The following is a 26,431-nucleotide window of genomic DNA, read 5'->3' on the forward strand; positions in this document are numbered from 1 at the left end:
GCCGACCTGGCCGCTGCGATTCGCGGGCACTGGGGAATCGAGAACTCCTCGCACCACATCAGGGACGTCACCTTCGCCGAGGACGCCTCCACCGTCCACACCGGGACCGCACCGCGTGCCATGGCGACCTTTCGCAACCTCGCCATCGGCGTGCTGAAAATCCTCGGAGCCGACAACATCGCCAAGACCACCCGCGCAATTCGCAACGAACCCGAGCGAGCACTCCGCATCCTGGGCATCACCAACGATCCAGACACCTACGGAACTTGATCAAGCCCTGGGTTGCCGACGGTGTGCTGGCGGATTACCGGGTGATCGTGCCGACCATCAGCGACGACGATCTGCGCACCCGCCTGAACCTGGCCCCCACCACCGCCCCCACCGCCACGGGGGCCGGGGATGCGCTGCGTACCACTGCCCTGCATCTGGCCGTGCTGAAGACCATGGCCGCACACGGCCTGAAGCGGGTGCTGGTGTATTTTCAGCTCGTCGCGGACGCGAAGAGGTTCACGCGCGAGCTCGGCCACACCCTGCGCCTGCTGCGCACCACTGCTCCTGAGCTGTGTCCGGATCTCGACCCGGTGACGCTGTATGTCGACGGCGACCACACCCCCGCGGAGCGTGCCGAGGTCTTCGCCCGTTTCGCCCAGGCCCCGTGCGCGATCATGGCGAACGCCAAGGTCGTCGCGGAGGGCGTCGACATTATCTAGAGGTGGGGGAAGCGTGAGTGACGTTTGTCCTGGTTGTTGGAGAGTGCTCCTGGCGGAGAGCTGGGCGAGCAGGGGACCACGCAGTCTGACGGCCTCTTCACGGGCAGGTAGAGCTTTGTTCGCCCGTATTTGAGCCGAATGAGTCAAGTACCCGCTATGCGGGGTCGTGGGTACAGGTGAACAGCATCTGGGTTAATTCCTTCGAGGCCAACGACACTTTGTGCGTAGTGCAGAGATACTTGCAGTCCGTCGATCCGCTCAAGGGGAGTGATGTCAGTGATATCGGGTAGCGATGCGCGGCAGTTGACGAAAAGTCTCTTCAGGTTAGGGAATATGTCAGGGACAAGGTGCAATTGCGCATCTGCGTCGAGGGGTGACAATTGCAGGTATGTCACGTGGGGTATGGGTGCGGCCTGCGCGAGATCGTACTCAGAAATGTAGAGTTCCGTCAGGTGTGGCAGGGAGGAGATTTCTCGCCACTCTGTAGGCGTGGGTGCTGAGTTGATCACCAATTCCTCCAGGTACTGCCACTTGGAGATGCCTCGTAGAGGTGTATCGATCCAGCGGGCTAGGCGCAGTGCGGTCAAGTCCAGCGGTGCAGGCATCTCCCCCAGGCTGGTCCATGGCAGGCGAGCGTAAAGGGCAAGCTTCGTGAGTTCCGGCAGTGAAGCCAGAGCATCGAAGGAGACCCCGTTTGGAAACTGTAGGAGGCTCAGGCCTGATAGTGGGAGTCCGGCAAGATCTTCAATGTGTGTGAGCTGTTCACACTCAGATAGGGCCAGCTCCTTCAAAGCGGAGAGTTGCCGGACGAATTTCAAGTCCTTCAGTGCTTGGCCGGAATAGATATTCAGCTCATGGGTGTGCTCGGGTGAGAGGTGTTCGATTATTTCTTCTGCGGTAAAGGCTTCTTGAAAGGTGACATCGTAAATGGGGGCCAGTAGGCGCAGGGCGTTGCGCTGCTCATGAGTGTGTACGACTAGAGGTAGACAGTCCCTGAAAGGGAGAAGGATGTCCCGTGCGTATGGGACAGAATCGAAGTTCTTCCAGCCGTGGACGAGTTCGTAGGGTGCTGACTCAGAAGTCAGTGACTGAGCGAAGCGGCTGAGGAAGGCGTAAGCATGGTCGCCCCCAATGGTGGCAGCAGTCTGGATGACGGGGCCTACTTCGTCATGTTCTAGGCCTTCGGGCCCCGGCAGTAGATCCAGGATGCCTGGCCCGAGCGCGGCAAGTGTCGTCGCCTCTTCCGGGGAGCGGGGAGGCATCAGGACACGCGCACGTTGTTCGACCAGTCTGCGGACCTCGGGTTCGATTTCGGTGGCGTACTGCAGGCTGGCAGCCGCCAGGAGGTGGAGTCTGCCCCTGTGTTCGCCCTCGGCATCACCGCGTTCGACGAGGCGGCGGAGTAGATCAGCGCTTTCGGCTGGGCGGGCGTGGGCGACGGACATGCGTACGACGTCCTCCCACTGGTCGTCGTGTGCATTGTTGACCAGCAGGGGAAAGTCGTGGGCTTCGATGGCGGCTTTGGCCCCGAGGTAGTCCTGGAAAGTGCGGTGGACGAAGTCGATGGTGTCCGCGGTGGGCTGGCGCAGGAGCCCGCTGCGGCCGACCAGGTGGCTCAGGACCTGGTCGGCTGCGCCCTGCTCGGCCACGGCCTGCATGGCCGGCAGCGCGTCGTCGACCAGGGCCATCGCGGTGGTCCGTTCCATCTCGGTCTGGCGGTTGCGGATGAGCCAGTAGGCCAGACGCTGCAGTAGCTGGACGCTCTGGTGTTCGGTGAGCTGTATGCCTTCCGGGACATCGATGCTGCGTTCAAGGTCGCGGCGTACCAGCAGCATCGACAGTGCTGCCTCATACAACTCCATGCGACTGTGGGGCAGGTGACCGCGGCGGTCCCGGTGCAGCGCGCAGATCAACGCGCACATCAGGGGTGTGCTGGACAACTGCGCCAGGTCACGCTGAGCACGCACTGTCACCTGGAGCGCTGTTTCGAGATCATTCAGCTGTGACCGTTCGGCGTCGGTCGCTGCACTGTGCCGGGCGGCGGTATGCCACCGGCCGACGAAGACTCCAATGTCAGCGGTACTCATAGGCCGTACTGACAGTTCGGTGAAGCGCGACGAAGTCAGCCAGCCTTCTGGTACAGCGGACGGACGCGTGGTGACCACGAACCGTGCGTCCCCGTAGGCCGCCAAGAGCCGCTCGAGCCAGTCCCGGGTGGCGCCTCGGTGCTCTTGAGGAACCTCGTCGATGCCGTCGACCAGGACGAGTGCCTCCCCCCTGGCGAGTACGGCATCGGCCCAGCCTTCAGGTTGTGAGGCGGCCAGGGGGGTGCCGACCGCAGAGAGGAAATCGTGTGGCTCCGGAAGGGGTCCACGCCTCACCAGTGTCCGCAGCGGCAGGACGAACGGAATCCGCCCCCTCCAGTCCGCCAGTTCTGCCGGCAGTTCATCGCGCGCCGTGGCGACAGCCAGCCACTGCAGCAGCGTTGTCTTTCCGCTGCCAGCGAGCCCTCGCAGAAGCACGCGTCGGCAGTCGGCCAACGCGTGTTCGGCACGCTTCACCACGACGGATGGCCGGTTCGGTTCCTCACTGCCTGCAGGCCAGTCTTCCGGACGCTCCGCCAGTTCCAAGCTCAAGTACGCCGCGTCCAGCGGCCAGCGCGCACGATCCGGCCGGCTCAGGTCCAGTCCTACGACGGTCAACTGGGAATGCCGTTCCGTCACGTAGCTGAGGTACCGCTCCTCGAACGAGGGCTGCACTCTGGGCCACACCGGCCTGTGGGTAACTCTCCTTGAAGAGCCCTGGTACACCTGCGGTACGCGGGCAGCGGCTTCGCGAAGGGCCAGCAGCGGGCTCACATCCGTGCCCAGCGCCTTTGCCAGGGCCACCAGCGTGGTCTCGGAGGGCACCACTTGGCCGTTCAGCGCCTGGCTGATCGTTGTCCGCCCCAGCCCGGTCCGCTGCTGCAACCCACCCATCTGCAGACTTCGCTGCGCCCTGAGGGTGCGTAACCGTAGCGCGAGTTCCGCCAGCGGATCCTCATACACGTCCCCCATGTCCTGCTTCTCCGTCTCCCAGGCGACCGTCTTCGTTCATCTTTGTTCGCCCTGAACCCCGGTGAACACCAGAACCGCGAAATTCGCCGAAGTATCCGTTGTCGGTTGTCCTGGGAAGAAGGCATGAACACCTCATCCATTCACCTGCTCCTGCTCGCCCTGCTTCTGGCCGTCGTCGGTCTCTTCTGCACGCTCGTAGGAGCAGCGGCTGGTCTGCTCGCTCGTATCGACGGAGCCACCTACGCCACCGCCCTGATGCGTGGTGCCGTGGCCTTCGCGGGCAGCGCCACCCTGTCCCTGGCGCTGCTGACCTTCGTCCTCGCGGTGCTGTGAACCGAGAATGGCTTTGTCCCACTTGTGCAGGCGAGAGCATGGCGCCCGCCCGTGGCGGGCGCTGTTACTCCTCGGCGCTTGAGCGCGGCCAGCGTCGACTACAGGACAGAGATTATCTAGAGCTGGTCTGGTTGTGAGGGACGTTTGATGTGGGTCTGAGCTGGGATGATGAGGGCCTGTAGCTCCTCGGGCCAGTGCGTGGGGGACGTTTGGCGTGGATGTCACCTGCGGGGATGAACGCCTTCGTCGTCCTCCGGCCCGGTAGGTCTGTGGTGGCTAGGGTCCCGGCATGGATCCAGGGTTCATGGCGGAGCGGGCGGTCGATCCCACCACTGGTGAGGCGAGGTGGGTCGTCGCTCATTCCGCGACGCTCGACCTGCAGGTGGAGGCGACGGCGTTCATCGCCTCGCTGCGCTCGCGCGGACTGTCGCCGAATACCGAGCGTGTATACGCCGGACGGATCGCGCTCTACCTGAACCACTGCGCCGAGCGACGCCTGGACTGGCGTGCGCCGAGCTTTCTGTCGCTGTCGGGGTTTCAGCGATGGCTGGTGACCGAGCCGTTGCCGCCTCGCGGTCGCCGCCCGCGACAGGGCAAGCCGGTGTTCCGGTCGCGGAACACGGCGAATGCGGTGATGACCGCTGTTGCGGGATTTCTGCGGTTCGGCGTCGCGAATGGGTGGGTCGCGCCGAGGGTGGCCGGCCTGCTGTCGCAGTCCAAGTACCTGGTCCATGCCCCGGCCGGCTACGACGCAGGTGAACGGGACCAGTTCTGCGTCATCGACGCTGCGGCGTTCCGTTTCCGGATCACCGAGCCCGGCTACGAGGACCTGACACCCGACCAGATCGCTCACATGATCGACCTCGCTCCCCGGGCGAGGGACCGGTTCTTGATCTCTCCGCTCGCCTGTACGGGGGTGCGGATCGGCGAGGCCCTCGGGCTGCACCGCCAGGACGTACACCTGCTCGCCTCCTCCCGCGCGCTCGGCTGCACAACGGAGGGTCCGCATATCCACATCCACCGGAGAACCGACAATCCGAACCAGGCGCTGGCCAAGGCCCGCAAACCCCGCACCATCCCCGTCACTGCGGATCTGGTCGCCCTTTACACCGACTACCAGTACGAGCGTCATGCCGTACCGGAGGCCGCCGATGGCGACATGGTGTTCGTGAACCTGTTCCGCCCGCCGCTCGGGCGGGCGCTGTCCTACCCGAACGCCAAGGACATGTTCGACCGGCTCGCCCGCGCGGCCCGCCACGCCTGCCGCCCCCACATGCTGCGCCACTCGGCTGCGACCGCATGGCTTCGCGCGGGGGTGGATCGCGATGTCGTGCAGTACCTCATGGGTCACGTGTCGCCGCTGTCGATGGAGCGCTACCGGCACGTCGACGACATCGAGACGCGCGCCGCGGTCGACCGGCTCGAGGCGCTCCGGGGGCGCCAGTGACTGCGCGCTCCGTCGCCGATCAGCCGCACCTGCTGCTGGTTCTGCCGGACACGCCATCGGTACCGCGGCTTGCACCGAACCGGGCGGTTCTGCCAGGTGGTGCGGACCCGGCCGCCTGGGCTGCCTGGCTCGGCGAGCACACGGACCCGACCTGGCGGGCGGGGGAGTGGGACCAGAAACACTGGCTGTTCACCGGTCGGCTCGACAACCCTCACACCACCGCCTCCACCTGCCGTACGACGGCCTGCGGCATGGTCGTCAACGCCCGCAACATCTTCTGCGCGATGTGCGCGGACCGCCTCAAGGCCTCCAGCCTCACGGCCGAGGAGTTCGCCACCACCCACGTTCCCCAGCGCGACAAGGCGCCCAACGGCCTCGCGATCGCACGCTGCGCGGTCACCCGCGACGGTGTGCAGTGCGTACGTCCCAAGCACTGCCGAAACCTGTGCTCCACGCACTACGGCACCTGGCACTACCACCAGCGCCGCAGTAACGAGGACCGGTGGTGGAGCCATATCGCTATCCCTTTCACCGACGAGGTCCCCTGCCTGGTGCCGGCCTGCCCCAGCCCGGCCTTCAACTCAGGCGGGCTCTGCGGCTTTCATTCGCGGGCGTGGACTCGCGACAACCGCACCGCCCCCACCCCGGCCGCCGAATGGGCACAGAACCAGCCGCCCTACGTCGCCGCCCACCAGTTCAGCCTGGTTCCCCTGACCGACCTGGTGCGCCGCGAGGTCCTCTACGCCCTGCAGCAGGCCGACCGGTGGGCCCGCGTCCTGAACCCGAGCAGCATCCGCAGCCTGGTCCGCGACCACGCCGACGTCACGACCCTGCTCTGCAACGACCCCCGCCCCCTCTCCGCGCACAAGGACGCCGCCTACCGCCGCACGCTCAAGCAACTTCACACCGCGTTGCGCACGGGCTTCGACGAGTTCACCGGCCGCAGAGATTTCAACGAAAACATCTTGGATTTGCGCGAGATCGGCCTGCGCGCCGTCAGCGGCCAGGAACCCCGCCAGTTCGCCGCCACCGTCGACCTAACCCAGAGCATCCACCAGCCCTGGCTGCGGCGCCTGCTGCGTTTCTGGGCGTGCACCGAACGCCCGCGGACCGACGACTTCACCCGCACCCTGCGCGCCACCACCATCGCCTCCCGCGCCCTGGCTCAGCGTCCAGGAGCCGGCAACGACCCCACCACTTTGCGGTTCGCCGACGTAACCGCCGTCGTCGACGCCTTCCGCACCGCACTGAAGCTCAACGGCACCCCCTACAGCTCCGGCCACCGCAACGCCCTCACCGGCCGCTTCTTCCAGCTCATCGACTACGGACGGCGCAGCGACGCACTCAATGATCTCGCCGGTACCTTCACCCGCGACTCCGTCCACCACACCGTCGGCCGCGACGACGAGAACGAGGACGAGATCGGCAAGGCCATCCCCGAATCGGTCATCCGCCAGCTCGACACCCACATCGAGGCCATCGGCCGCGGCAGCGTCGCCGGCCGGCGCGACATCCCTGAAGCTGACCTCCACCTGCTCTACCGCACCGTCTACATCGTCCTGCGCGACACCGGACGCCGACCTCTGGAAGTCGCCTCACTGTCCCGCGACTGTCTGGAGAGCGACCGCGGCCAGACCTCCCTGATCTGGGACAACCACAAACGCCGCCGCCACCGTCGGCGCCTGCCCATCACTGCCGCAACGGCCCAGGCCATCCGAGAGTGGCAGCAACGCCGCAACCACCTGGACCTGCCTGCCTCGGGCGACCGTTTCCTTTTCCCCGCCCTCACCGACCAGAGCGCGGTCGGCCACCTGTCCTCCAGCTACATCAGCGAGACCCTGCGCCTATGGGTCGCCTCCATCCCCGACATCCACGCCGAGGGCGTCGACGCCGATGGCAACCTGCTGCCCTTCGACCGCACCCTCATCTACCCCTACGCTTTCCGCCACTCCTACGCCCAGCGCCACGCCGACGTCGGCACCCCCGTCGACGTCCTGCGCGAACTCATGGACCACAAGTCCATCGCCATGACCCAGCGCTACTACCAGGTCTCCCTGAAGCGAAAGCGCGCCGCCGTCACCACCCTCAGCGCCCACGTCGTCGACCGCAGCGGCCAGGCGGCCCCCACCTCCGCCACCGCCTACGAACTCCGCTCCGTGGCCGTCCCCTACGGCGGCTGCACCGAACCCAGCAACGTCAAAGCCGGCGGCAGCTCCTGCCCGATCCGCTTCCAGTGCGCCGGCTGCGGCTTCTACCGCCCCGACCCCTCCTACCTGCCCGCCATCGAGCAGCACATCAACGAACTGCGCGCCGACCGCGAAACCGCCCTGGCGATGGACGCCGCCGAGTTCGTCACCACCGCCCTCACCGCCCAGATCACCGCCTTCGAACAAGTCCTCACTCGCATGAGCAGATACCTGACCGCCATGCCCGCCCACGAACGCGCCGAACTCGAAGAAGCCAGCACCGTCCTGCGCCGAGCCCGTGCCGGAGCGCCGCGCCCCCTCTTGCCCCTGACCGTCGTCAACCGCACCCCCACCGGAGCCCAGTGAATCCCCACGGCAACCCGGCCACCCTCGCCCAAGCCCGCGCCCGCATCAGCGCCGACAAACGCCAACGCGCCCTCGACGCCATCACCACCCTCGAACGCGACGGCCACCCCGTCACCCACACCACCGTCGCCCGCACCGCCGGCGTCTCCACCTGGCTCACCTACAACGACACCATCCGCCAGCACATCCAAGCCGCCCAGCACCGCCAGGCCGCCCGACCGGCCCCCAGCCAGACACCCCCCGCCACGAACCCCTCGACCACCACCACGCTGCGCACGGAACTCGAACTCGCACGCCAGGAGATCAAACAGCTACGCCAGGAACGCGACCAAGCCCAGACCGCAGTACGCCACCAACTCGGACGCCAACTCGACGCCCTCGCCACCCACGACCTCACCACCCGCATCGACGAACTCACCCACCACAACCACCAACTCGCCGACCAACTCCAACAAGCCACCATCTGCAACACCGACCTTCAGCAACAAGTCGCCGCTCTCGAGACCGACCTCGCTGCTGCCCGCACGAGTTTGCGTCGCGTGATCCGCCAGGAGAACCGCATTAGCTGACCCCGACGCCCGCTGGGTGCCCACCCCCCATGGCCTGAAGCGACACCAGCGACCACCCGCCGCCTTGCGTGGCGGTATCGGCTTCCGGCACCCTCAGCCGGTCGGCACGGTCGTTGCTCTGCCCGGCTCAGTCGTCGGCCGCGACCAGCAGCGTGATCCGCCCGGCCGATCGGTCGATGAGCACGAACTCGTGGAATTCCTCATGTACCCGTCCCCAATCATGGAGGGCTTTGTCCCCGAGTTCGCCCAGGTAAAAGATGTGGTCCGCCGCGGCGACACGGTCGAACACCTCCCGCTGCAGGTCCGCCTCCAGGTCGGCGGGCACTTTCTCACGCGGGCCTACCCACTTCCGGAGGATTCCGGCGCCCTTCTCGAGGCTGACCGTCTCGTAGACGGCAGGGGTGACCAGCCTCAGCCAGTACGGACCGTGCCGGGGCCCGTCTGCCAGCACCCCGCCGCCGGCGTAGTCGTCCCGGAACTGTTCATGCCGGATGAGCGCCGCGAGTAGCTGCACGTCACCACTGGCTTCACCGATGAGACGTAGGTGTTTGCTGTCTACCCACCGGAAGCCGTGCTCGCGCGGATCCTCGAACGTGTAGTGCCGAAAGTTGATGAAACCGCTGGCCTCGTGGACGAGAGCGTTCCCCATAGCCTGTCAACCTACGGGAGCGGACTGGCTGCCCATGCTGCGGCGCTCCGGAATGGCACAGGCGGCGGCCGACGGACATGGCCACCGGGCTCGCCTTTTCGTGCCTGAAGTTCAGTGCGGTTCGGGGTATCCGGGCAGTCCGAGCGGGGTGGGCACCAGCCGCCGGTGCGGATCGACACTCTCCAGACAGAAGTGGAAGCGCTGCCCGTCGACGGGGCGCATCACCACACGGTGCCCTTCGGCCTGGCCCGCGTCCAGGGCGGCCAGGGCAGCGGGACCGTCTTCGGCGACGACCTGGGTGTGGAAGGCCATCACCTCGCCGAGCGGCAGGGTGCGCCCGGCCAGGGGCAGCGTGAACTGCGGGTCCAGGACGCGCACCGACTGGGGTTCGCCGCTGAGGACCGCCCGCAGCGCCGGGTGGTCCTCGCCGTTGAGGGTGACGGTCAGGGCGCGGGCGAACGGGGAGATGACGCAGTGCCCCTCGACGATCAGCCGTGCCACGCGCAGCGCGATCCGCTCGGAGCTGGTGATGTCGTCGGGCAGTGGGAATTCCTGCTCGCAGTGCTGCTGCAGGACCTCCAGGTCCTGCGCATACAGCCGTAGCTGCTCCATCTCGTCGCGCTCGCCGGTGCTCGCGGCCGCCAGCTGGCCCCCGCCGGCGTCCTTGCCGTCGACGGTCAGAGCGAAGGTGCCGCCGGACATCAGCCTGCGCCGCAGCCCCAGCCGCTTGAGCGCCTGCGCGGGGGTGGCCCCGGCCAGGTCGAAGGAGAAGTTCAGCTTGGCAGGGCGGTCCAGGTCGTGGGGGAGCATCAGCTGCAGGCGGCAACCATGCAGGTCCACGTCGACCGAGCGGCCCACGCTGCCGCGCCCCAGGCCGTTCAGGCGCCCCGTGAACGACGCGACGGTGGCACCGCGCTCGTCGTGGAAGGCCAGCTCCGCCGGGGCGCCGGCCCCGGGCAGCGGCCCGACGGGCCGCCAGACCACCTCCACGTCGGTCAGGGTCTTCGCCAGCCACTGAGGCCCGTTGACGGTCAGCGACGCGATCGCCTCAGCGGGCAGCACGACCTGTTCAGCGAGCCCGAAGCCGAGCGACCTGGACAGCGCGGCGGTCAAGTCCGCGCCCATCCCACCGGGCCTGCCCTTCAGCTCCAACGTGATGGGGCTGACCTCGTGGGCACGCGGATGCCTGGCCCGCAGAGTGTGCACCACCATGTCCCCGGAGCGGGAGAAGTCCACCGTCCAGTGATCATCCATGCCGTCGGCCATCGCGCCCAGCGCGGCGACCCGCTCGGCAAGGTCCCGCTCGCCGCCCAGCAGCACGGCCTTCTCCTGGCTGAAGACCTTCGCCTTCTCCATCAGCTGGTCCCGGGTGAAGAAGTCCACCAGGTCCGGGTGCGCGGCCATCCGGTCATCGAGCTCGGCACGGTCCATCACCCTGACCCGCACGCCGCACCCGGCCGACAGGCCGTCCACGAACGCCTGCTCGCCTGGGCCCAGGGTGCACGGCACCACCAGCACCCACTCGTACGGGGTGTGCGCCATCGCCCGGGCGAACGACCGCTTGATCGAGGTCTGCCGCCCCTTGAACGACGACGCGGGGAACCCGTCCGGGTAGTACTTCAGCTGGAAGATCCGCAGCCGCCCGCCGCTGACGACCGTCGATGTCGATCCCGCCGTCCCCGCCGCGCCCGTTGACGGCGCGCACCCGCGCGGTCTGGTCGTACAGGCGGTGCACCAGCGCCTCCACCACCCGGTCGAACACCGGTTGCCCGATCCGGTCCCACTCGATGGCCACAGCCTCGCCCTCCCCCAGGAAACACACCATCATCCCACCGCCCACCGACACCAGAGATCCGTCTGCGGCCTCGTGGCGGTACACGTGGCGGTCGGTGGAGTGAGCACCGGAAGGTCATCAACGGGGTCTTGTTCCGGGTCAGGACCGGTGTGCCGTGGCGGGACCTGCCGGAACGCTTCGGACCGTGGGAAACGGTCTACAAGCGGCATCGTCGCTGGTCGGCGGATGGTACGTGGGAAATGTTGCTGGCGCGGGTGCAGGCGGCCGAGAACGCCGCGGGCAGGATCGACTGGGATGTGTCGGTGGACTCCACCACGGCCCGGGCCCATCAGCATGCCGCCGGTGCCCGTAAAGCCGCCCCGCCGGTGATTGTTCCTCAAAAGGGGGCACACGGCGGTGCAAACCTGGGCGATCCGATATTTCGGAGCCTGTCCGTCCGCCTGGCGGAGGTGGTGAAGCAGGCGAGTGCTTAGGCCGTTCACGCGGCGGCTTCACCACGAAGATCCACCTGTCGGCCGACGGTCGGTGCCGTCCGCTGTCGATCGTCTTGACGCCAGGGCAGCGCGGCGACAGCCCGCAGTTCGAGGCCGTGCTGGACAAGATCTGCGTGCCCTGCATCGGGCCCGGTCGGCCCCGCTCCCGGCCGGACAGCGTCAGCGCGGACAAGGCGTACAGTTCCCGCAGCAACCGCCGCTACCTGCGCCGACGCAAGATTCGGCACACCATTCCCGAGCCGAAGGACCAGCGGGCCAACCGCCGCAGACGTGGCTCGGCCGGCGGTCGGCCGAGCGGCTTCGACAAACAGCGGTACAAGAAGCGCAACGTCGTCGAGCGGGCGATCAACCGCCTCAAGAACTTCCGGGCAGTGGGTGAGGTCGACTCGGGGCGCCCTGCTGGTGTTTCCACCAGTGGGTTTCCCCGAGCCGCCTCCCGAACCCGGCGTGCCCGTCTCCGGGCACCGGGCTCTCCACAAATCCCGTTTCGGGGTGTTCAGTTCCTCATGCTGTAGTGGGCCACGGGGTCGGGATGAGTGTTCCCCGGTATCGGTATCTGGTCGTGCTTACCTTTGCCGGGTTAAACAGTTCCGCTTCCTCCGTGGCAGGCCACCAGCCACCGCCGTAATAGCGTCGACGGAGCTGCTTCCAGGTGATCCCGGGATGCTTGCGCCGGATCCATCGTGTCACCCTCATCCACGTGTAGTGGCTGAGGTAACAGAAAGCGACGTTCGACACTCCGGGACGGAAGTACGCGCACCATCCCCGCAACACCGAGTTCAGCCGGTGGAGCAAGGACTCCAGCGACAAGCCGACGTTCTGCCGTCCGGTCAGTTCCTTCACCTTGCCCGTCGCGGAACGCACTGATTTCCGTGCCGGATAGGTGTAGATGTACTGCCGACCAGTGCCTAGTTTCCGGTGACGCTGGATGCGCCACCCGAGAAAGTCAAGGCCCTCGTCAATGTGCGTGATCTTTGTCTTCTCCACCGACAGGCGAAGGCCCATTGGCTTCAACGCCTCCGCGACCTCGTCGCGTAGTTCCCCGGCGTGCTCACGGCGCCCGAAGACAAGCACGAGGAAGTCATCCGCATACCGGACCAGCCGGTAGTTGGGCAATCCCCGGCGCCGTCTCCTGCGCCGATCCTCGGAGGTGCTATCTGTTCCTCCGGGGGCCTGGGCGATGTGCTCGTCCAGGACCGAGAGCGCGATGTTGGCCAGCAGCGGCGACAGGATCCCGCCCTGCGGGGTCCCAGTGCGTGTGTCCGTGAAGGCTCCGTCCCGGGACAGGATCCAGACTTCAAGAACGCCTTCACCAAGGACAGCACCCGCTTATCCCCGATTCGATTCCTCACCCGTTCCATGAGAGCCGGGTGTGAGATCTCGTCGAAGCACGCCGTGATGTCGCCCTCCACCACCCACTCATATCCGTGGCTGGCGAGATAGCGAGTCTCAGCAATCGCGTCATGAGCCCGGCGGTTCGGGCGGAACCCATAGGAGCACGGGAGGAACTCCGCTTCGAACACCGGCTCCAGCACCAGTTTCAAGGACGCCTGGACCACCCGGTCCGCCACGGTCGGAATCCCAAGACGACGAAGCTTGCCGTTCGCCTTGGGAATCATCCGTTCACGGACGGGAACCGGTCGGAAGCTGCGGTCTCTAATCTGGGTCCGCAGCCTGCCGAGAAACATCTCGACTCCCTGCCCGGCCTCGATGGAGCGTGCGGTCTTCCCGTCCACTCCGGCCGTGCGGGCACCCTTGTTTCCCCGGACACGGTCCCACGCCACCAACAGGAAGGCGGGATCGGCCACGAGGTTGAACAGATCATCGAACCTGCGATGAGAATCATCAACAGCCCAACGGTGCAGTTTGGTCTGGATCTCCAGTACCCGGCGTTCGGCCTTCATCAAGGCCCATTCCAGCTCGTCGGTATTCACCGGCGACAGCCTCCTGGCATTCCAGTGTTCTTACTGCTGACTTGCTGGCCCCCTTCCCCATGTGGCCGGCTCTCCCGGCCTCGGAGTACTACGGAGCCTCCGTCCTGCCCGACGGCCATCAGCCGACGATGGGCCTGCCCTCCACCGGACTGGAGGTCCGGCCTGGGGCGACCGCGGGCAGTTCCCACGTTCACCACGGAATCGATCGACGGGTGAGGTGCCCAGCTCTACCCCGGCAGCATCGCCACGCTTACGCCGCAGGCTTTCGGCGTGGCCTCCCCACCGGTAGGTAGATCCGGCTTCGGAGTCGGCCGCCGACCATCGGCGGCCGTGCACTGCATCCGGCCCGCATCCGCCAGGTTGGAGCCGGTGTCGTAATTGCGGGGCGTCAAGCACTGATTCCTCGCGTGCACCTTCCCGTCTCACTAGCCGGACCCGGACCGTCTGGCAGTGCCAGCCCGTCCCGACGTTGTCGGGGCTGCTTACCGCCCGACTCGGCATCCCCCGAGCCGAACTGCCCCCAGTTTCAACCGGATTGCTGCGACAACCCGGCGGTGAAGGTCTCTCACCTCACTCGATTCCATGGCGCCTCGTGGCGCACCCACCCGCTACGACAAGCGCGCCTATACCTACCTCGGAACCGTCACCGTCGCATCCCTGGTGATCTGGCTCCGAACATGATCCAGGAAACAGTGCCTAGCCGAGAGCTATCGAGGAAGCCGATCGTCGATGAGCAGTGGCTCCGAGAGCAGTACGTCCGGCAGGCCCGGACCCTGGCCAGCATCGCCACCGAGCTGGACATGAGCCCAACGACCCTGACACGCCACCTCCGGGCCGTGGGCATCGAGCTCCGTCCACGCGGCGGACGCCGGGCCGTGAGCCGAACGGAACTCGAATCAGTACCGCCGCTGATCAGGCCGGCCCTCACAGATCGGCGCTGTTGGGGCCGCCTTCAGCGGTTTCGAGAAGCCGTGGAGCATCGTACCCTCGCCGAGGCATCACGCCAGCTCGGCACCGCTCGCTCGGTCCTTTACACCCAGTTTGCTGCCCTGGAAAGGGATTTGGGCGTCCAGCTCTACATCCGCCCCCGCCGGGGCGAATCATTCCGCCCCACCAAGGCCGGACAAGCCGTGATGGACGCGCTGACCGACAGCGAAGGCGCTCGACCAGGCGGCAACACCATCGAGACCGGCATTCCTCCCGCCTCCAGGCAGAACCCATGACCAGCCGATCGTTGGCGGTCGGCTATCGAACAGGACCGCACTCATCGACCAGAACGGTCGGCTCCGACAGGAAGACGTTCGGGTCGACGGGCCCATAGGCAACGTTGAACGTGTCGAGCCAGTACGACCAGTCCCGTATTCCGGCGGCGCTACTGAACCGATAGTTCAACTGCCAACGGACCCACTGCCCCGGGACCAGACGCACCGCCGGCGGCCGCCGCGGGCGCGGCGGCAATCCGAACAACGGCTCCACACGCGCCAGCACGCGGAGCCGAGCGCCCTCGTCTCGCAAGCTGAGTCCGACCTGGCGCAAGTCCCTCTCGCTCTCGTGCGGCTCGAAACCGTCACGCTCGGACATCTGGATGACCTGGGCGAAGGAAGACGGCACTGGTGACACCAGGAACCCCGCTGGCGCTGAGTTCCTGCGGGCAGCAGCGTCACCGCCCCTGGAGTGCTTCGTCCACGACGTTCTGATCCACTGAACCGTGATCTCCACTGGAACCGCCTTTCGCCTGGGACACTACGGCGACCACAGCCTGCACGGCACTTTGGTTTCGGCGTGCTGTCCGGCGGCCCGGAAGATTCCGGCTGAGACGGACCTATTGCACGGCCCTAGAGTCCAACAGTGGAGGAGGCGAAGATGGCGCTGAACAAGAAGGGTTCCCGGCGCATAACCGTTGACGGGATCGAGTACCGCTGGCGGATCCGCAGGAAGCCCTCCTACATGCAGGGACTCTGCTGGACACCGATGACCTATGCGGTTGAAGCGGCCAGCGGCAGCCAGCCGGGCACGACGTTGATCGTCACCAGCGGTCAGGCCCATCCCAGCAACTGGGTGGGCGTCGAGACGGAGCCCATTCGTCCGGCTCACGTTGCTGCCAGCATTCGAGAGGCACGGGATCAAGGCTGGGATCCAACCCGGGTCGGTTCTCCTTTCCAGCTCGACCGATCCGCAGGATTCATCGCCCAGTCATGAGATAGAGCGGAGTAGGGCGGCGCATCTGGCCCGGCATCATGGCCTGGTGACCACATGGATGCGCTGCTACTGGGACGAGGAAGACACCTGGGTTCTACTTCGAGGTCGACGCCGAAGGCTGGGTGATCCGGCAGGTCGAACTCGAAGGGCCTGAGCTGATCCCGATCGCAGCCGCTTCCCTCGCCGAGTGGCAGCGGGCCCGCGACGCAGGCCGCCTCGGTGATTACGACAGCAGATTCGGGATCACCGCCGAGCTGCCCGTCTCGGAATGGGAAGGCCACGACCCCGAACAACTCACCTTCGAGGATGTCTGGGGCCCTGCCCGTCAGCAGATCGCATCCCGGCCAAGCTGACCTCTCGGCGCCGCACTGGCTTCTTGGCATCATCGCGACATGACCCCGACCCTTCCCCGCACCGTCCGAGCCGTCGACACCGCTCAGCTCCTGGACCTGGCCCAGGAGGCCGCCATGCATGGCTTCAGCCAGCGGCTCCCGGTCGACTGGCTACGAGAGCACCTCGCCGCAGAAGCGACGCACTACCTGTTCCCGACACTCGTGCAGCGGCTCACGCACCGTCCAGAGGTGCCGCTGCAGTGGAGGTGCCAGCAACTGCTGACCGTCAGCACCGGCGAGCAAATCTGGGGTCTCCTCGACGTCCTTCCCGACACCTTCGACAAGATCCCGGAGACCTTGGACACGGCGTCCAAGAAGGACATCGTCAACCGCATCGAGCGAGCAGTGAAGGTGCGGGAGTGGATGGAACGGACGGCCGCCGATGCAGGTTCATGAGGTCTGGCGCAGCCGGCTGGGCAGTCTGAGGAAATGACATCGATCTGAGACAGCCGCCTGCCGACACGTCGTGAGACTGGAGGGGAACGTCCAGGTCATAGCGTCGGCGCATGACACCGAAAGTGACAACCTACAGCTCAGAACGCCCCATGCGGGCTGCTGGCGGCCGATCATCACCCGGATGGCACATCCGGTCATCCAGGACCATGATCGGCCGCCACAGGCCCGCACAGACGATCAAGCACCACATCACGGAAGGAGATCCCGCGGTGGGAATGCTCGGGGACAGCCTCGACAAGGCCGTGCAGGGCGCGTTCACCCGCGCGATTCCGAAGTCGGCCCCGGCGCAGATGCGCTACCTGGTCAAGCAGCTCAAGGGCACCAAGGCGGTCGCCGAGTTGCTCGGGATCTCGCAGCGGACCGTAGAGCGCTACGTCAAGTACCAGATCAAGCGACCCCGCGCCGACCTCGCCACCCGGATAGACCGCGAGGTACGCCAGCGCTGGCAGCCACAGGTCCGAGCGCGCGCCAAGCAGGCCGCGGCCACCACCGGCGGCATCGTCATCGACACCCGCGCCCGCCTCGGCTTCACCGCCGCACCCGGCAGCACAGATGACGCCCGCCTCCGCCTGATCACCCAAGCCCTCCCACCCGAATACGCGGCCCGCCTCTTCGACGCCCAGGACACCGGCGCCGACGAGCAGCAGCTGCGCGCGATCGCAGCCGAGGGCCTGCAGGAGATCTACTTCCGCGACCGCGGCCGACGGGCTGCCGGGCTGGAGGTGGAGTTCACCGACATCGACTACATCGACTTCGAGCTGTGACAGCAGGTGGAATGCTTGGCCGGCGGATGAGCGGTTGAGTTGGCGAACTGAGCACCCGCGCGTGGGGAGGCCTGGCAAGCCGAAGGCTCAGTCATGAGCAGGGGTGCCTACTTCCCAAACCCTCTGCGGATCTCCTCGGCGAGTACGCCGTCCCCTTCGCTACTGCGGCCCGTACTCCGGCGCCGGCGGCGTTCGCGACCGCCTCCCAACTCGCCCCGGCCTGCCCGGGTTAAGCCGTCAAACCGGATCAGCGCCCTGGCTACACTCCGACTTCATGACGACGATCTACACGACCCAGGAGTGGAAAGGCCACGGGAGGCAGAACTACTACTGGAACGAGTACAGGCTCGAAGGCGACACCGTAGTCAAGTACAAGTGCCACCGGCAGAAGTTCTTCGACGGCGATGAGAACACCTGGCAGGAGGACGAATCGTTCCAGGAGTCCTGGGAACTTGACGACCCGAGCATGCCCGACTGGCTGAGGCGGTATCTCTGATCACGCCCCTATCCCTGTAGCCCTGGAACGCATCACCTCGTGCTTGTACGGCCCGTTGACGGACGATCAGCGCCCCGCCTCGTGCCATGACGCGGCGGCGGGGCCGTCAGCGGGCCGGGGGGCCGCTTGTGGCGTCGTGGCAGGGGTTGCGAGAGCCGTTGCGGCGGCCGTTGCAGCGGGCGTTGCGGCAGGGGTTGCGGCGGGCGTTGCGCACCCTCCGACGGGCGGCCTGTATCCGCCCTGGTCACGGGTGGTTTTGTGGGCGCCAGCCGGTCTGACTTCTCTTGTGTGGGGGTGTGGGCGTGGCGTAGCCGGCTCCCTGCGCGGGGGTGCGCCCGTCTCTCCGGCCGTCGTGGGGGCGGCCTGGGAGCCGCTGCGCTGGGCCGGTGGTGGGATGGCGGCCCGCAGAGAGCGGGCCGCAGGGACCTCACGACCGACCACACCTGAAATGGGATGCCGAACGAGTCGCCGGAGTTCGGCGGAACCGGTGGCCGCCGCTCCCGCGGTGGCGAGGGGCCCAAGGAGGCGGACGCTTCGCGTGTCAGTCAGTCACTTGTAGATCTTGCCGGGCTCGGCCTTGGACGGAGCGAGCAGCTGGGAGACGGTCACGAAGGTGTAGCCCTGCTTGCTGAGCGCCTCCAGGATGGAAGGCATGGCCGGCACGGTGCCCTTGTGCAGCGGGTGGAGCAGGATGATCCCGTCGCGGCCGGCGCCCTCGAGTACGCGCCTGGTGATCAGCGCGGTGTCATCCGTCTCGTAGTCCTTCGCGGTCACCGTCCACAGCACCTGCGCCATCCCCAGTTCTTTCGAGACCTTGGAGACGCGGTCGTCGGTGCGGCCCTGGGGCGGGCGCATCAGCATCGGCTCGCTGCCGGTGATGCCGGAGATGGCCCGTGCCGTGCGGCGCAGCTCGTCGCGGATCTGCGCATCAGAGACATCGGTCAGCACCGCGTGCGTCCAGGTGTGGTCCCCGATCTCGTGGCCGTCCTTGGCGATCCGCCGCACCACATCCGGGAACTTGTGGATGCGCCGGCCCTCAAGGAAGAACGTCGACGGCGCCTTGTACTCCTTCAGGAGGTCCATCAGCCGGTCGGTGGGTTCGCCCGGATTGCCGTCGAAGGTGAGCGCGATGCACTTGTCCTTCCGGCAGTCCACCTGCCCCGACGGTACGCGGGCTCCTGACGCGGCCCGGCCGCGTTCCTCGCCCGGGGAGAGCGTCTCCATCTTGTTCGCCTGGATGACCATGACGACGGTCACCGTCACGGCCGCCACCACGGCCAGGGTCAGGAGTATGAGCAGGCGAGGCCGCCTCTTCAGGATCTTCACTCGAAAGGAGAAGATTCCAGCGGTGGAGAGGTTGCCTAGCGACCTCGATTGTGAGGCAGGACACGTGGTGCAGCGCGTTTCAAGTGAGCTGCGGCGCCACCTCGGCTGCGATCCGCTCCAGCGCCTCCCCGACGTGCTCGGCCGCCGACAGTGGCGCTGGTGTGCCTCGCGCCGGGCGACGGCCCGCCACTGCGGCCTGCTCCAGACGGGCCACCTCGGCTTCCGCCTCCGCCAGTTCCTTGCCCAGCTACTCGAACCGGTCCGCCAGCACGACCCGCCGCCGAATCACCCACGTCAGCACCGCAGCCACCCGCCGCCCCCCTTTCCCGTCCCGTGAACTCCCTTGATTCCGTGCTCAGTAAACGGCACTGACGCCCTGTGGCCGCAGTTCCGGCGAATCGCTCCATGACCAGACGATCACCTGCTACCGATCACGCCACCGACCAGCATGAGCACCCCCACGACCGGCCACACCAGCCCCGTGACCTGCAAGTTCAGGATGAAACGATCTCACTGATTGCCCGCGCCCTTCACCGCACCGATAGCAGCCCCGACGAAGAAGACGTGAGCTGACAGCGTGGGCCCCCGGGCCATTGCCGACCCGGAGGCCCATGTGAGTGGGTGCGTTGGTGGCATTGGGCGGGCGTCAGCGGGGCGGGATGTCGGGTGCCTGGTCACGAGGTCGTTGCGGGCAGGTCTGCTGTCATGAAGTGACCAGGCGGCTGCTGTTTTCTGGCCAGTGTGAGGCGGGCCGGCTGTCATGGAGGTGGCTGCTCTCAGCCGGGTAAGCCCGGAGCGAGTCAGGCCCCGTCCCTGTCCAGGGACGGGGCCTATTCCCAGCGCACTCTTCCCCACCCCCGTGGGGGGCGGCGGCCCGGCGGACAGAAACCGGCCGCGACTGTCAGTGGCGGGATTCATACTGACTGATCAAGCCCGCGGTATGCGGATCAGACAGGGCAACGTGGCCCTTGGAGGGGAGTGCCATGCTGGTGACGTCCGTGGAGATCGAGGCGTTCCGCAACATCACGAACAAGCAGACCATGGCGGTCGACCCCGAGGTCACGTGCCTGATTGGCAAGAACGAGTCGGGCAAGACGACGGTTCTCAAGGCTCTGCATCGGCTGAACCCGGCCAACAACGCCGACGACTTCCATGTCACCACCGACTACCCACGGCGGGACTTGTCCAGGCACCGGCGCACGAAGGATCTCGACACGGTCGCTGCCGTGACGGCCGTCTTCAAGCTGGAAGATGCGGACTTCGACGCGATCGAGGAACTAGTCGGCGTACGGCCGCCGACGAAGGCGTACGTCAAGGCGTCCCGCCTGTACGACGGCAGCCTCCGAGCCGATGTGCACTGCGCCCTCGAGGACGTCCTGGCGGACGTCTTCGAAGAAGCCGGCGTCGACGAAGAGGACGACCAGAAGGCCATCACGGGGGACCACACGACCATCGAGGCCGTGAGCGCCGCGGCGAAGGCCCACGCCAAAGAAGTCGGCGCTGGCAAGAAGACGGCCCGGGTCAAGGCGATCGAGAAGGTCCCGGCCGAGCTGGACCGGCGCAAGCGGTACGTCGAAGGGAATTTTGACGATGAGGAGCAGGACCAGCTGATCGAGCTGCTCCCGAAGTTCTTCTACTTCTCCAACTACGAGATGCTCCCTGGTGACTGCGACCTCCACTCCCTCGCCGAACGCGCGAGGACCCGGCAGTGGGAGCGCGGGGACGAGACCATGATGTCCCTGCTCCGACTTGCAGGAGAGGGGCCGGAGGACTTCCTGGACGAGGACTACGCCAGCCGCAAGGCGGAGCTCCAGGCCGCTAGCCTGGACCTGAGCGCTCAGGTTTTCGAGTACTGGAAGCAGAACGAGGACCTCACGGTCGTCTTCGACACCGACCTCATACCCATGCCCCCGGACGTCAACGGCCAGCCGCAGCCCCACCACCGGCTGCTCAAGATCGAGCTACGCGATGACCGGCACGGCGGCGTGGAGACCAACTTCTCCACCCGTTCCACAGGCTTCCAGTGGTTCTTCTCCTTCCTCGCCGCGTTCAGTGCTTACCGCGACACCGATGAGCGCGTCGTTGTCCTGCTGGATGAACCGGGCACCAGCCTGCACGGGGAGGCGCAAGGCGACTTCCTGCGGTACGTCTACGGTGAGCTTGGGCCCAAGCAGCAGGTCCTTTACACCACCCACTCTCAGCACATGATCGACCCCACGCGGTACGAGACCATGCGCGCCATCCACGACCAGGCGACCCGCACAGACCCGAGCCTGGGCGTGGTCATCACTTCGGTCAGCCTGTCGGCCGATCCCAAGACGATCCTGCCGGTGGAAGCGGCACTCGGATACTCCGTGGCGCAGCACCTGTTCCTTGGAGCCGGACCCCTCCTGGCCGTGGAAGGCAGCAGCGACTTCGTCTTCCTCATGCGCATGTCCGATTACCTGGTCAGCCAGGGCCGCACCGGTCTCGACCCCCGGCTGGCCATCATTCCGGTCGGCGGCATCGGCAACATGCCAGCCTTCATCGCCGTCATGGGACGCCGACTGTCCGTCCGGGCGCTCATCGACGGAGCCGAGACCACCAAGGTGACCGCCAAGGTTCTCAGCGCTGCCGAGGCGGCCGAAGTCGACACGTCCCACATCACCGTCATCGGCCAGCTCGACGGGCTCCCGGACACGGCCGACATCGAGGACCTGTTCTCCGCCAAGGACTACCTCTGGCTCTACAACAAGGCGACCGAGGTGACTATCAACGAGGAAGACCTGATCACCCCCGATACGCCCCTCCCGATCCTCAAGCGCATCGGGATCGCCAGGGAACGTCAACACAAGCCCCGGGACTTCGACCACGTCGGACCCGCACACCAACTCACCCGGGACAAGGACGCTTTCTTCGCGCAGGTCGACGACGAGACCCTCGACCGCTTCGAGACGGTCTTCAAGAAGCTCACGGCCTGAACTGCAGACAGCACGAGACCCCGGGCGGCCATGACAGCCCGGGGTCTCGTGCGGGTCCGGCAGGTTTAACGCCCGCCGACGGCAGATCTCACGCCCACTCGACTCCGAGCTCGGCCAGCGCAGCCCGCTGCTGGGGGGTGAGCCGGTGTCGGCGGGTTTTGGTGTTGGAGATCCATACGCCCAGCCGGACAGCCACCGGCTCCGCCTCGCCTTGGACGGTGATGGGTTCGGTGTGTCCTCTGGGTACGGGCCGGCCTGCGCCTTCCCGTTCCACCCACTGCGTGAGTGCTGCCAGGCCGCGGTGGAACGCCTGTGACGCCTTGCCTGGGCCCTTCGCCGTAGCCTTGGCGGCCGGGGAGGGGGACGGCGCCTCAGCGGGCGTGACGCCCAGCTGGGACAGCCGTTGCTGCTGTTCGGGGCTGAGCTGCGCCCAGTCCCGCGATTGGCGGGCGATGAAGGCCCCAAGATCATCCCCATTGAAAGTGACACCGGGCTCGATACCAGCCACCGAATGGTCGGGCTCGGTCTCTGCCAGGTCCCGTAGTACGGCGTAGTGGCGTTGCCAGTCCAGGGGCCAGGGGCAGTCCCAGTCTTCATCGATCGCGGCCAGCTGTGCGGCGCGTGCCGCAGCCCGTTCGGGGTTTTTGCCGAGGCCGTCTTTGCGGCGGAGGTTGGCTAGGTGCTGCCCGATCGGCACGAGCGTCCCGTCGCTGTCGGCCCATACGGCGTCTTGTCTGGGTGCGAGGTGGCCGTGGGCGCGGTGGTAGGCGCGCAGGGTTGCGAGTTTGGTCTCCCAGGCCTGGTCGCCGGGTTCCCAGACCATGCCGGCCTCGTCGAGCAGCGTCGTGCGGTGTTCTTCGAGTTCCCCGGCCCGCAGCGTCCGGCGTTGCTGGTGGATCCAGCGTCCGAGGGGGAACCGGGTCACGCCCAGATCGACCTGCGTGTCATAGGGGACGGCATACAGGCCGGTGATGCCGTTTTCGGCCCGCCAGCGTCGTAGGGCTTGGTAGCCCTCGAGCCACACCAGGGACTCGGGTCGGTAGACGCGGGTGCGTAGGAACGCGGCGATGGTGGCGGGGTCGCGGGGGGTGGCGAAGTTCAGCAGTGCCGGCTCCATCGCGGCTTCCGTCTCCGTCCCGCGCTCCGTTCCGCCCTGGTCCTCGCCGGCGGTGCGGCCGTCGGCGTTGATGATGCGGCCTTCGGCGTCCCGTATCACGTGGATCGTGCGCGCTCCGCTGCTGCGGGCGCGGTTGGCGAGCTGCTCGACCAGGTGCTCTGAGTGTGAGCGGAGCCCTTGAAGGATGGCTACGAGAGGTGCGTATGAGGCGGAGGCGAGCATGTTGTCGGGGTCTTCGCCGGGTTGGAGGAAGACGGGCACGATGATCCGGGCGGTCTTTGTGGTGCCGTCGGGGTTGGGGCGCAGCGCCCGGCCGATGTTCTGGACGATCTCGACTTGGGAGCCGCGGGTGTCGGCGAAGCAGACGGCTTCGACGCCGCGTGTCCCGACGATGTCGACGCCTTCCCCGAGGACGCGGACGCTGGCGAGGAACGCCCGGTGGACCCGGCGCCCGTGGGCGTCGGTGCCGTTCGCGAACTGAGCGATGGCCTCGCGCCGCTCGGAGACCAGGTGGTCGCCGCACAGCCACTGCGCCCAGACCCGGCCTGGGGGCACGTGCCGGTGCGCCGGGAGTTCGCCGGCCTCGGCGCCGATCGGGGATGTTGGGCGGGCGTCCGCTTCGGCCAGCGCGTACGCCGGGATCTCGTCCTGATGCAGGGCGGCGGCGGTGGCCGGTAGTTTCGCGGCGAACGCTGCGGCTTCCTCGACCCGTTGGTGGAACGTCATGACCGTGGTGAGGTTCCGTTGCGCGGCGTGTTCCAGCAGTGCGGCCTGCAGCAAAGCGAGGCGCCGGCCCCGCACCGCTTCCTCGGATGCCCCCACGGTCCAGTCCGGGTCCTCGATCTCCAGGACGTCGATCTCGAAGCCGGCGAGGATGCCGCGTTCGATCGCCTCGGACAAGCCGAGTTCGTAGATCCACTTCCCGTAGGTCCCGGCCGGGTCGTCGCTCATGGAGGCGATCTCCAGCTCGGTCCCGCCCCTCCCCACCGGTGGGCGTGGCGCGGCCAGGATCCGCGGGGTCGCGGTCATGTACAGCCGGTACGCGACCGGGATGCGGGTGTTGTCGTGGATCGCCGCCCAGGGCCGGCCCATGTCCCCGGCCGTGCCGTGCGCCTCATCCACGACGGCCAGGTCAAACGAGGCCATCCGCTGCCCGTACAACCGTTCCCCGCCCACCAGAGCGGCCTCCAGCGGCCCGCGGACGCGCCCCTCGCCCGTCAGGTCGTCGATGTCGTCGCGGTCCACCAGCGAGGCGTACGTGGCCAGCACCACCACCGGCCCAGACCCCGCCCACAGCGCGAGCCGAACCGGATTCGTCGTCGCCCGCACCCCGAGCTGCTCCAGGACCTCGTCGCCCTCCAGCGAGCACACCGCGACCATCGGCCCGCGGTGCCCGACCCGGCGCCAGGCCTGCGCGGTCTGCACCAGCAGATCCAGCGTGGGCACCATGACCAGAATCCGGCCCTCCCGGAACAGATCCAGCGCGGCCACGGCGGCCGTGATCGTCTTCCCCGACCCCGTGGCAGACACCAGCGTGGCCCGCGCCCCCTCCACCGGAACAGCAGACCGTGCAGGAAATCCCACCCACTGCCGGATACGCGCATGCGCGTCCACCTGGTGCTCACGAAGCTGAATTCCAGGCATTCTCTCGTTTCTCCTGCAGTCTTTCCTACGACCTACCAAACGGACGGTCCAGAGCTGCCAGCAAGCGGCCCCATCATCCCGCACCACGGCTACGCCCCCGGGGGACCGGAACCGATAAACCGGCAGACCACCCCGGAAGGGGCGGCCTGACGCCGGACGCCCTCACCGTGTCCACATATGCTCACCCCCGCCTCCAACAACGAGACAGGAGGCGGCACAGGCGGGGGCAGGGGAGAAGCGCATGTGGGACGGGATCGAACTGTGGCTGCGCAAGGCCGGCGGTCCGCTGCTCCTGGGCGTGTTCGTGGCGGCCAACGCGGTGGCCCGTGAGCAGTGGTGGCTGCCATGGCGCGTGGTGGTTCTCCTCGTGGGTCTCGGGTCGGTGGTGGGGTGTGGGGTCGAGACGTGGAAACTGCTCCGCAGCCGGGTCCCGGCCAAGACGGCCCTGGACCGCCTGGAAGGAGTCGGGAGCGGGGAAAGACCGGGTCTGGGATCGGACGCGCCGCTCCCGGTCCAGGATGCCCTCACCACCCCTCCTCGCCCGGGCCGATAACGGCCTGCCCCACCAGACCGGCGAGGTGATGAGCCCGCTCGTCCTCGCCGCCACGGACATGGACGTACACCGCGTGCCCCACCGCCGGTTCATGCTCAGCGGTGGAGTTGATACACATCTGCACACCCGTCCGCGCATACTCCAAATCCAGCCCCAGCTCCGGCACAGCCGGCCAGTGCAGCCCCATCCACGCCAGCTGCTCACGCGCTTCAGGCGCGGCAAGGGGGAGGAAGCGGCCCAGGACGTCCTCCCCGGCGATCTCCTCCGCATCGAGCTCCCCGGGCAGCAGCCGCGCGACTACTTCCGGATCCTCGGGCAGCTCACCCGCCCGCAAGCGGGATTCACCGAAGGAACACCATGCCTCGGGGAAGAGCTCACGGGCTTTCAGAGTATCCGCAATATGTAGCAGTTCGGCGTCCACGAACACGTTCCCATCCCACTCTCCGCAGTGCACCAGAGCCGAAGCCACCGCCAAGGCCTGTCTCGCATCCAAGGTCCGGAAGACCGGATAGGCTACTGACACCCCCACAAAATTTCACCTCGCTCCAAGGCCTCCAAATAGAAGGCGAGCCCCCCCAGGGGGCATCACCTATTTCCCAACCCTACATGCTGCATCAAACCGATGCATTCGCGATCCACACAAGCCCCGCCATCGCGTAGCCAGCCGGGCCCGCGTCAGCGGGCCCTAACGGCACGAGGCGAAGCCGAGGGCCAGTCAGGGGAGCGAAGCGACCCTGACCTTGAGGACGCGTCAGCGTCCCCAAGGTGGGCTGAAGCGAAGCGGAAGCCCACCAAGGCCCGAAAGGGCCGGCCGAACAAAGTGAGGCCAGCCCCGCGCAGCGGGGCCCAACCCGCTGACGAAGTCAGCGGGTTCACGGACCGCGAAGCGGTCCCCACCGCCGAGCACCGCGAGGCGGCCAGCCCCCCGCGAAGCGGGGGGCTTTCGCTTGCACAGCGCGCAGCGCTGTGGTACCCGCTCCGCGGG

Annotated in this window: 20 protein-coding genes and 4 pseudogenes; 15 read left to right on the forward strand and 9 right to left on the reverse strand. The window is 67.1% G+C overall.

The window, feature by feature from the left end; genetic code table 11:
• Both B085_RS0135045 and B085_RS0135050 read left to right on the forward strand, forming a co-directional pair.
• Positions 1 to 270 (forward strand): annotated as a pseudogene (locus B085_RS0135045) (ISAs1 family transposase); the annotation flags it as partial.
• Positions 267 to 710 (forward strand): hypothetical protein, encoded by a 444-nt coding sequence (locus tag B085_RS0135050; RefSeq protein WP_018563276.1) that lies wholly within the window; start codon positions 267 to 269, stop codon positions 708 to 710. The pseudogene B085_RS0135045 and the gene B085_RS0135050, both read left to right, overlap by 4 nt.
• Positions 711 to 853: 143 nt before the next feature.
• Here the strand turns inward: B085_RS0135050 and B085_RS0135055 are convergent, their stop codons facing one another.
• A complete protein-coding gene (locus B085_RS0135055; RefSeq protein ID WP_018563277.1) occupies positions 854 to 3,766 on the reverse strand; it encodes an NACHT domain-containing protein in 2,913 nt (970 codons plus the stop codon).
• Positions 3,767 to 3,889: 123 nt separating this feature from the next.
• Here B085_RS0135055 and B085_RS49780 point away from each other — a divergent pair, with 123 nt between their 5' ends.
• The 4 genes from B085_RS49780 (at position 3,890) to B085_RS0135075 (ending at position 8,667) form a co-directional block, all read left to right on the forward strand.
• Entirely contained in the window at positions 3,890 to 4,099 is a 210-nt protein-coding gene (locus tag B085_RS49780) for a hypothetical protein (protein ID WP_018563278.1), read from the forward strand.
• Between the two features lie 289 nt (positions 4,100 to 4,388).
• On the forward strand, positions 4,389 to 5,546 hold the full coding sequence (locus B085_RS0135065) for a tyrosine-type recombinase/integrase (protein WP_202470955.1): 1,158 nt from the start codon (positions 4,389 to 4,391) through the stop codon (positions 5,544 to 5,546).
• Positions 5,543 to 8,098, forward strand: a complete 2,556-nt coding sequence (locus tag B085_RS0135070; RefSeq protein ID WP_018563280.1) for a tyrosine-type recombinase/integrase — start codon at positions 5,543 to 5,545, stop codon at positions 8,096 to 8,098. The genes B085_RS0135065 and B085_RS0135070 overlap by 4 nt, the downstream gene beginning before the upstream one ends.
• Complete coding sequence (locus B085_RS0135075) at positions 8,095 to 8,667, forward strand: DUF6262 family protein (protein WP_018563281.1); 573 nt, start codon at positions 8,095 to 8,097, stop codon at positions 8,665 to 8,667. Before B085_RS0135070 ends, B085_RS0135075 begins: the two co-directional genes overlap by 4 nt.
• A gap of 127 nt (positions 8,668 to 8,794) precedes the next feature.
• On the opposite strand, the gene B085_RS0135080 is transcribed toward B085_RS0135075, so the two are convergent.
• Both B085_RS0135080 and B085_RS0135085 read right to left on the reverse strand, forming a co-directional pair.
• On the reverse strand, positions 8,795 to 9,316 hold the full coding sequence (locus B085_RS0135080; protein WP_018563282.1) for a hypothetical protein: 522 nt from the start codon (positions 9,314 to 9,316) through the stop codon (positions 8,795 to 8,797).
• Between the two features lie 111 nt (positions 9,317 to 9,427).
• Positions 9,428 to 10,858, reverse strand: a complete 1,431-nt coding sequence (locus B085_RS0135085) for a hypothetical protein (protein ID WP_018563283.1) — start codon at positions 10,856 to 10,858, stop codon at positions 9,428 to 9,430.
• A gap of 309 nt (positions 10,859 to 11,167) precedes the next feature.
• On the opposite strand from B085_RS0135085, the pseudogene B085_RS48960 reads away from it, so the two are divergent.
• A pseudogene (locus tag B085_RS48960) lies at positions 11,168 to 11,979 on the forward strand (IS5 family transposase); the annotation flags it as partial.
• A 130-nt stretch (positions 11,980 to 12,109) separates the two neighbouring features.
• Here the strand turns inward: B085_RS48960 and B085_RS51750 are convergent.
• Together B085_RS51750 and B085_RS51755 are read right to left on the reverse strand one after the other, a co-directional pair.
• Positions 12,110 to 12,895 carry a group II intron maturase-specific domain-containing protein gene (locus B085_RS51750; protein ID WP_324603894.1) on the reverse strand — a complete coding sequence of 262 codons (786 nt, stop codon included), beginning with the start codon at positions 12,893 to 12,895 and terminating at the stop codon, positions 12,110 to 12,112.
• A 62-nt stretch (positions 12,896 to 12,957) separates the two neighbouring features.
• Positions 12,958 to 13,509: pseudogene (locus tag B085_RS51755) on the reverse strand (reverse transcriptase domain-containing protein); the annotation flags it as partial.
• Between the two features lie 830 nt (positions 13,510 to 14,339).
• On the opposite strand from B085_RS51755, the gene B085_RS51550 reads away from it, so the two are divergent.
• Complete coding sequence (locus B085_RS51550) at positions 14,340 to 14,762, forward strand: helix-turn-helix domain-containing protein (RefSeq protein WP_237497839.1); 423 nt, start codon at positions 14,340 to 14,342, stop codon at positions 14,760 to 14,762.
• A gap of 22 nt (positions 14,763 to 14,784) precedes the next feature.
• Here the strand turns inward: B085_RS51550 and B085_RS0135100 are convergent, their stop codons facing one another.
• Positions 14,785 to 15,258, reverse strand: a complete 474-nt coding sequence (locus B085_RS0135100) for a hypothetical protein (protein WP_026251767.1) — start codon at positions 15,256 to 15,258, stop codon at positions 14,785 to 14,787.
• Between the two features lie 144 nt (positions 15,259 to 15,402).
• Here B085_RS0135100 and B085_RS47745 point away from each other — a divergent pair, with 144 nt between their 5' ends.
• The 5 genes and pseudogenes from B085_RS47745 to B085_RS0135120 all read left to right on the forward strand — a co-directional run bounded on the left by B085_RS47745 (position 15,403) and on the right by B085_RS0135120 (position 17,846).
• Positions 15,403 to 15,738 carry a hypothetical protein gene (locus tag B085_RS47745; protein ID WP_078620210.1) on the forward strand — a complete coding sequence of 112 codons (336 nt, stop codon included), beginning with the start codon at positions 15,403 to 15,405 and terminating at the stop codon, positions 15,736 to 15,738.
• A gap of 58 nt (positions 15,739 to 15,796) precedes the next feature.
• Positions 15,797 to 16,091 (forward strand): annotated as a pseudogene (locus B085_RS44795) (hypothetical protein).
• Between the two features lie 39 nt (positions 16,092 to 16,130).
• Positions 16,131 to 16,526 (forward strand): hypothetical protein, encoded by a 396-nt coding sequence (locus B085_RS0135110; protein ID WP_018563288.1) that lies wholly within the window; start codon positions 16,131 to 16,133, stop codon positions 16,524 to 16,526.
• Positions 16,527 to 16,801: 275 nt separating this feature from the next.
• Positions 16,802 to 17,350: a telomere-protecting terminal protein Tpg gene (tpg, locus tag B085_RS0135115; RefSeq protein ID WP_018563289.1), complete on the forward strand. Its 549-nt coding sequence runs from the start codon at positions 16,802 to 16,804 to the stop codon at positions 17,348 to 17,350.
• A 274-nt stretch (positions 17,351 to 17,624) separates the two neighbouring features.
• On the forward strand, positions 17,625 to 17,846 hold the full coding sequence (locus tag B085_RS0135120; protein ID WP_018563290.1) for a hypothetical protein: 222 nt from the start codon (positions 17,625 to 17,627) through the stop codon (positions 17,844 to 17,846).
• A gap of 549 nt (positions 17,847 to 18,395) precedes the next feature.
• Here B085_RS0135120 and B085_RS0135125 read toward each other — a convergent pair.
• Positions 18,396 to 19,172 (reverse strand): polysaccharide deacetylase family protein, encoded by a 777-nt coding sequence (locus tag B085_RS0135125; protein WP_018560452.1) that lies wholly within the window; start codon positions 19,170 to 19,172, stop codon positions 18,396 to 18,398.
• 983 nt (positions 19,173 to 20,155) lie between these two features.
• Between B085_RS0135125 and B085_RS0135130 the strand changes: the two genes are divergently transcribed.
• On the forward strand, positions 20,156 to 22,132 hold the full coding sequence (locus B085_RS0135130; RefSeq protein WP_018560451.1) for an AAA family ATPase: 1,977 nt from the start codon (positions 20,156 to 20,158) through the stop codon (positions 22,130 to 22,132).
• A gap of 88 nt (positions 22,133 to 22,220) precedes the next feature.
• Here the strand turns inward: B085_RS0135130 and B085_RS0135135 are convergent, their stop codons facing one another.
• Complete coding sequence (locus B085_RS0135135) at positions 22,221 to 24,893, reverse strand: DEAD/DEAH box helicase (RefSeq protein WP_026251265.1); 2,673 nt, start codon at positions 24,891 to 24,893, stop codon at positions 22,221 to 22,223.
• A 241-nt stretch (positions 24,894 to 25,134) separates the two neighbouring features.
• Here B085_RS0135135 and B085_RS0135140 point away from each other — a divergent pair, with 241 nt between their 5' ends.
• Positions 25,135 to 25,446, forward strand: a complete 312-nt coding sequence (locus tag B085_RS0135140; protein ID WP_018560449.1) for a hypothetical protein — start codon at positions 25,135 to 25,137, stop codon at positions 25,444 to 25,446.
• Here B085_RS0135140 and B085_RS46060 read toward each other — a convergent pair.
• Positions 25,418 to 25,873: a hypothetical protein gene (locus B085_RS46060; RefSeq protein ID WP_158689779.1), complete on the reverse strand. Its 456-nt coding sequence runs from the start codon at positions 25,871 to 25,873 to the stop codon at positions 25,418 to 25,420. The two genes, B085_RS0135140 and B085_RS46060, sit on opposite strands and share 29 nt — an antisense overlap.
• Between the last annotated feature and the right edge of the window lie 558 nt (positions 25,874 to 26,431).

Origin of the sequence: Streptomyces sp. BoleA5, assembly GCF_000373665.1 — a bacterium.
Taxonomy (GTDB): domain Bacteria; phylum Actinomycetota; class Actinomycetes; order Streptomycetales; family Streptomycetaceae; genus Actinacidiphila.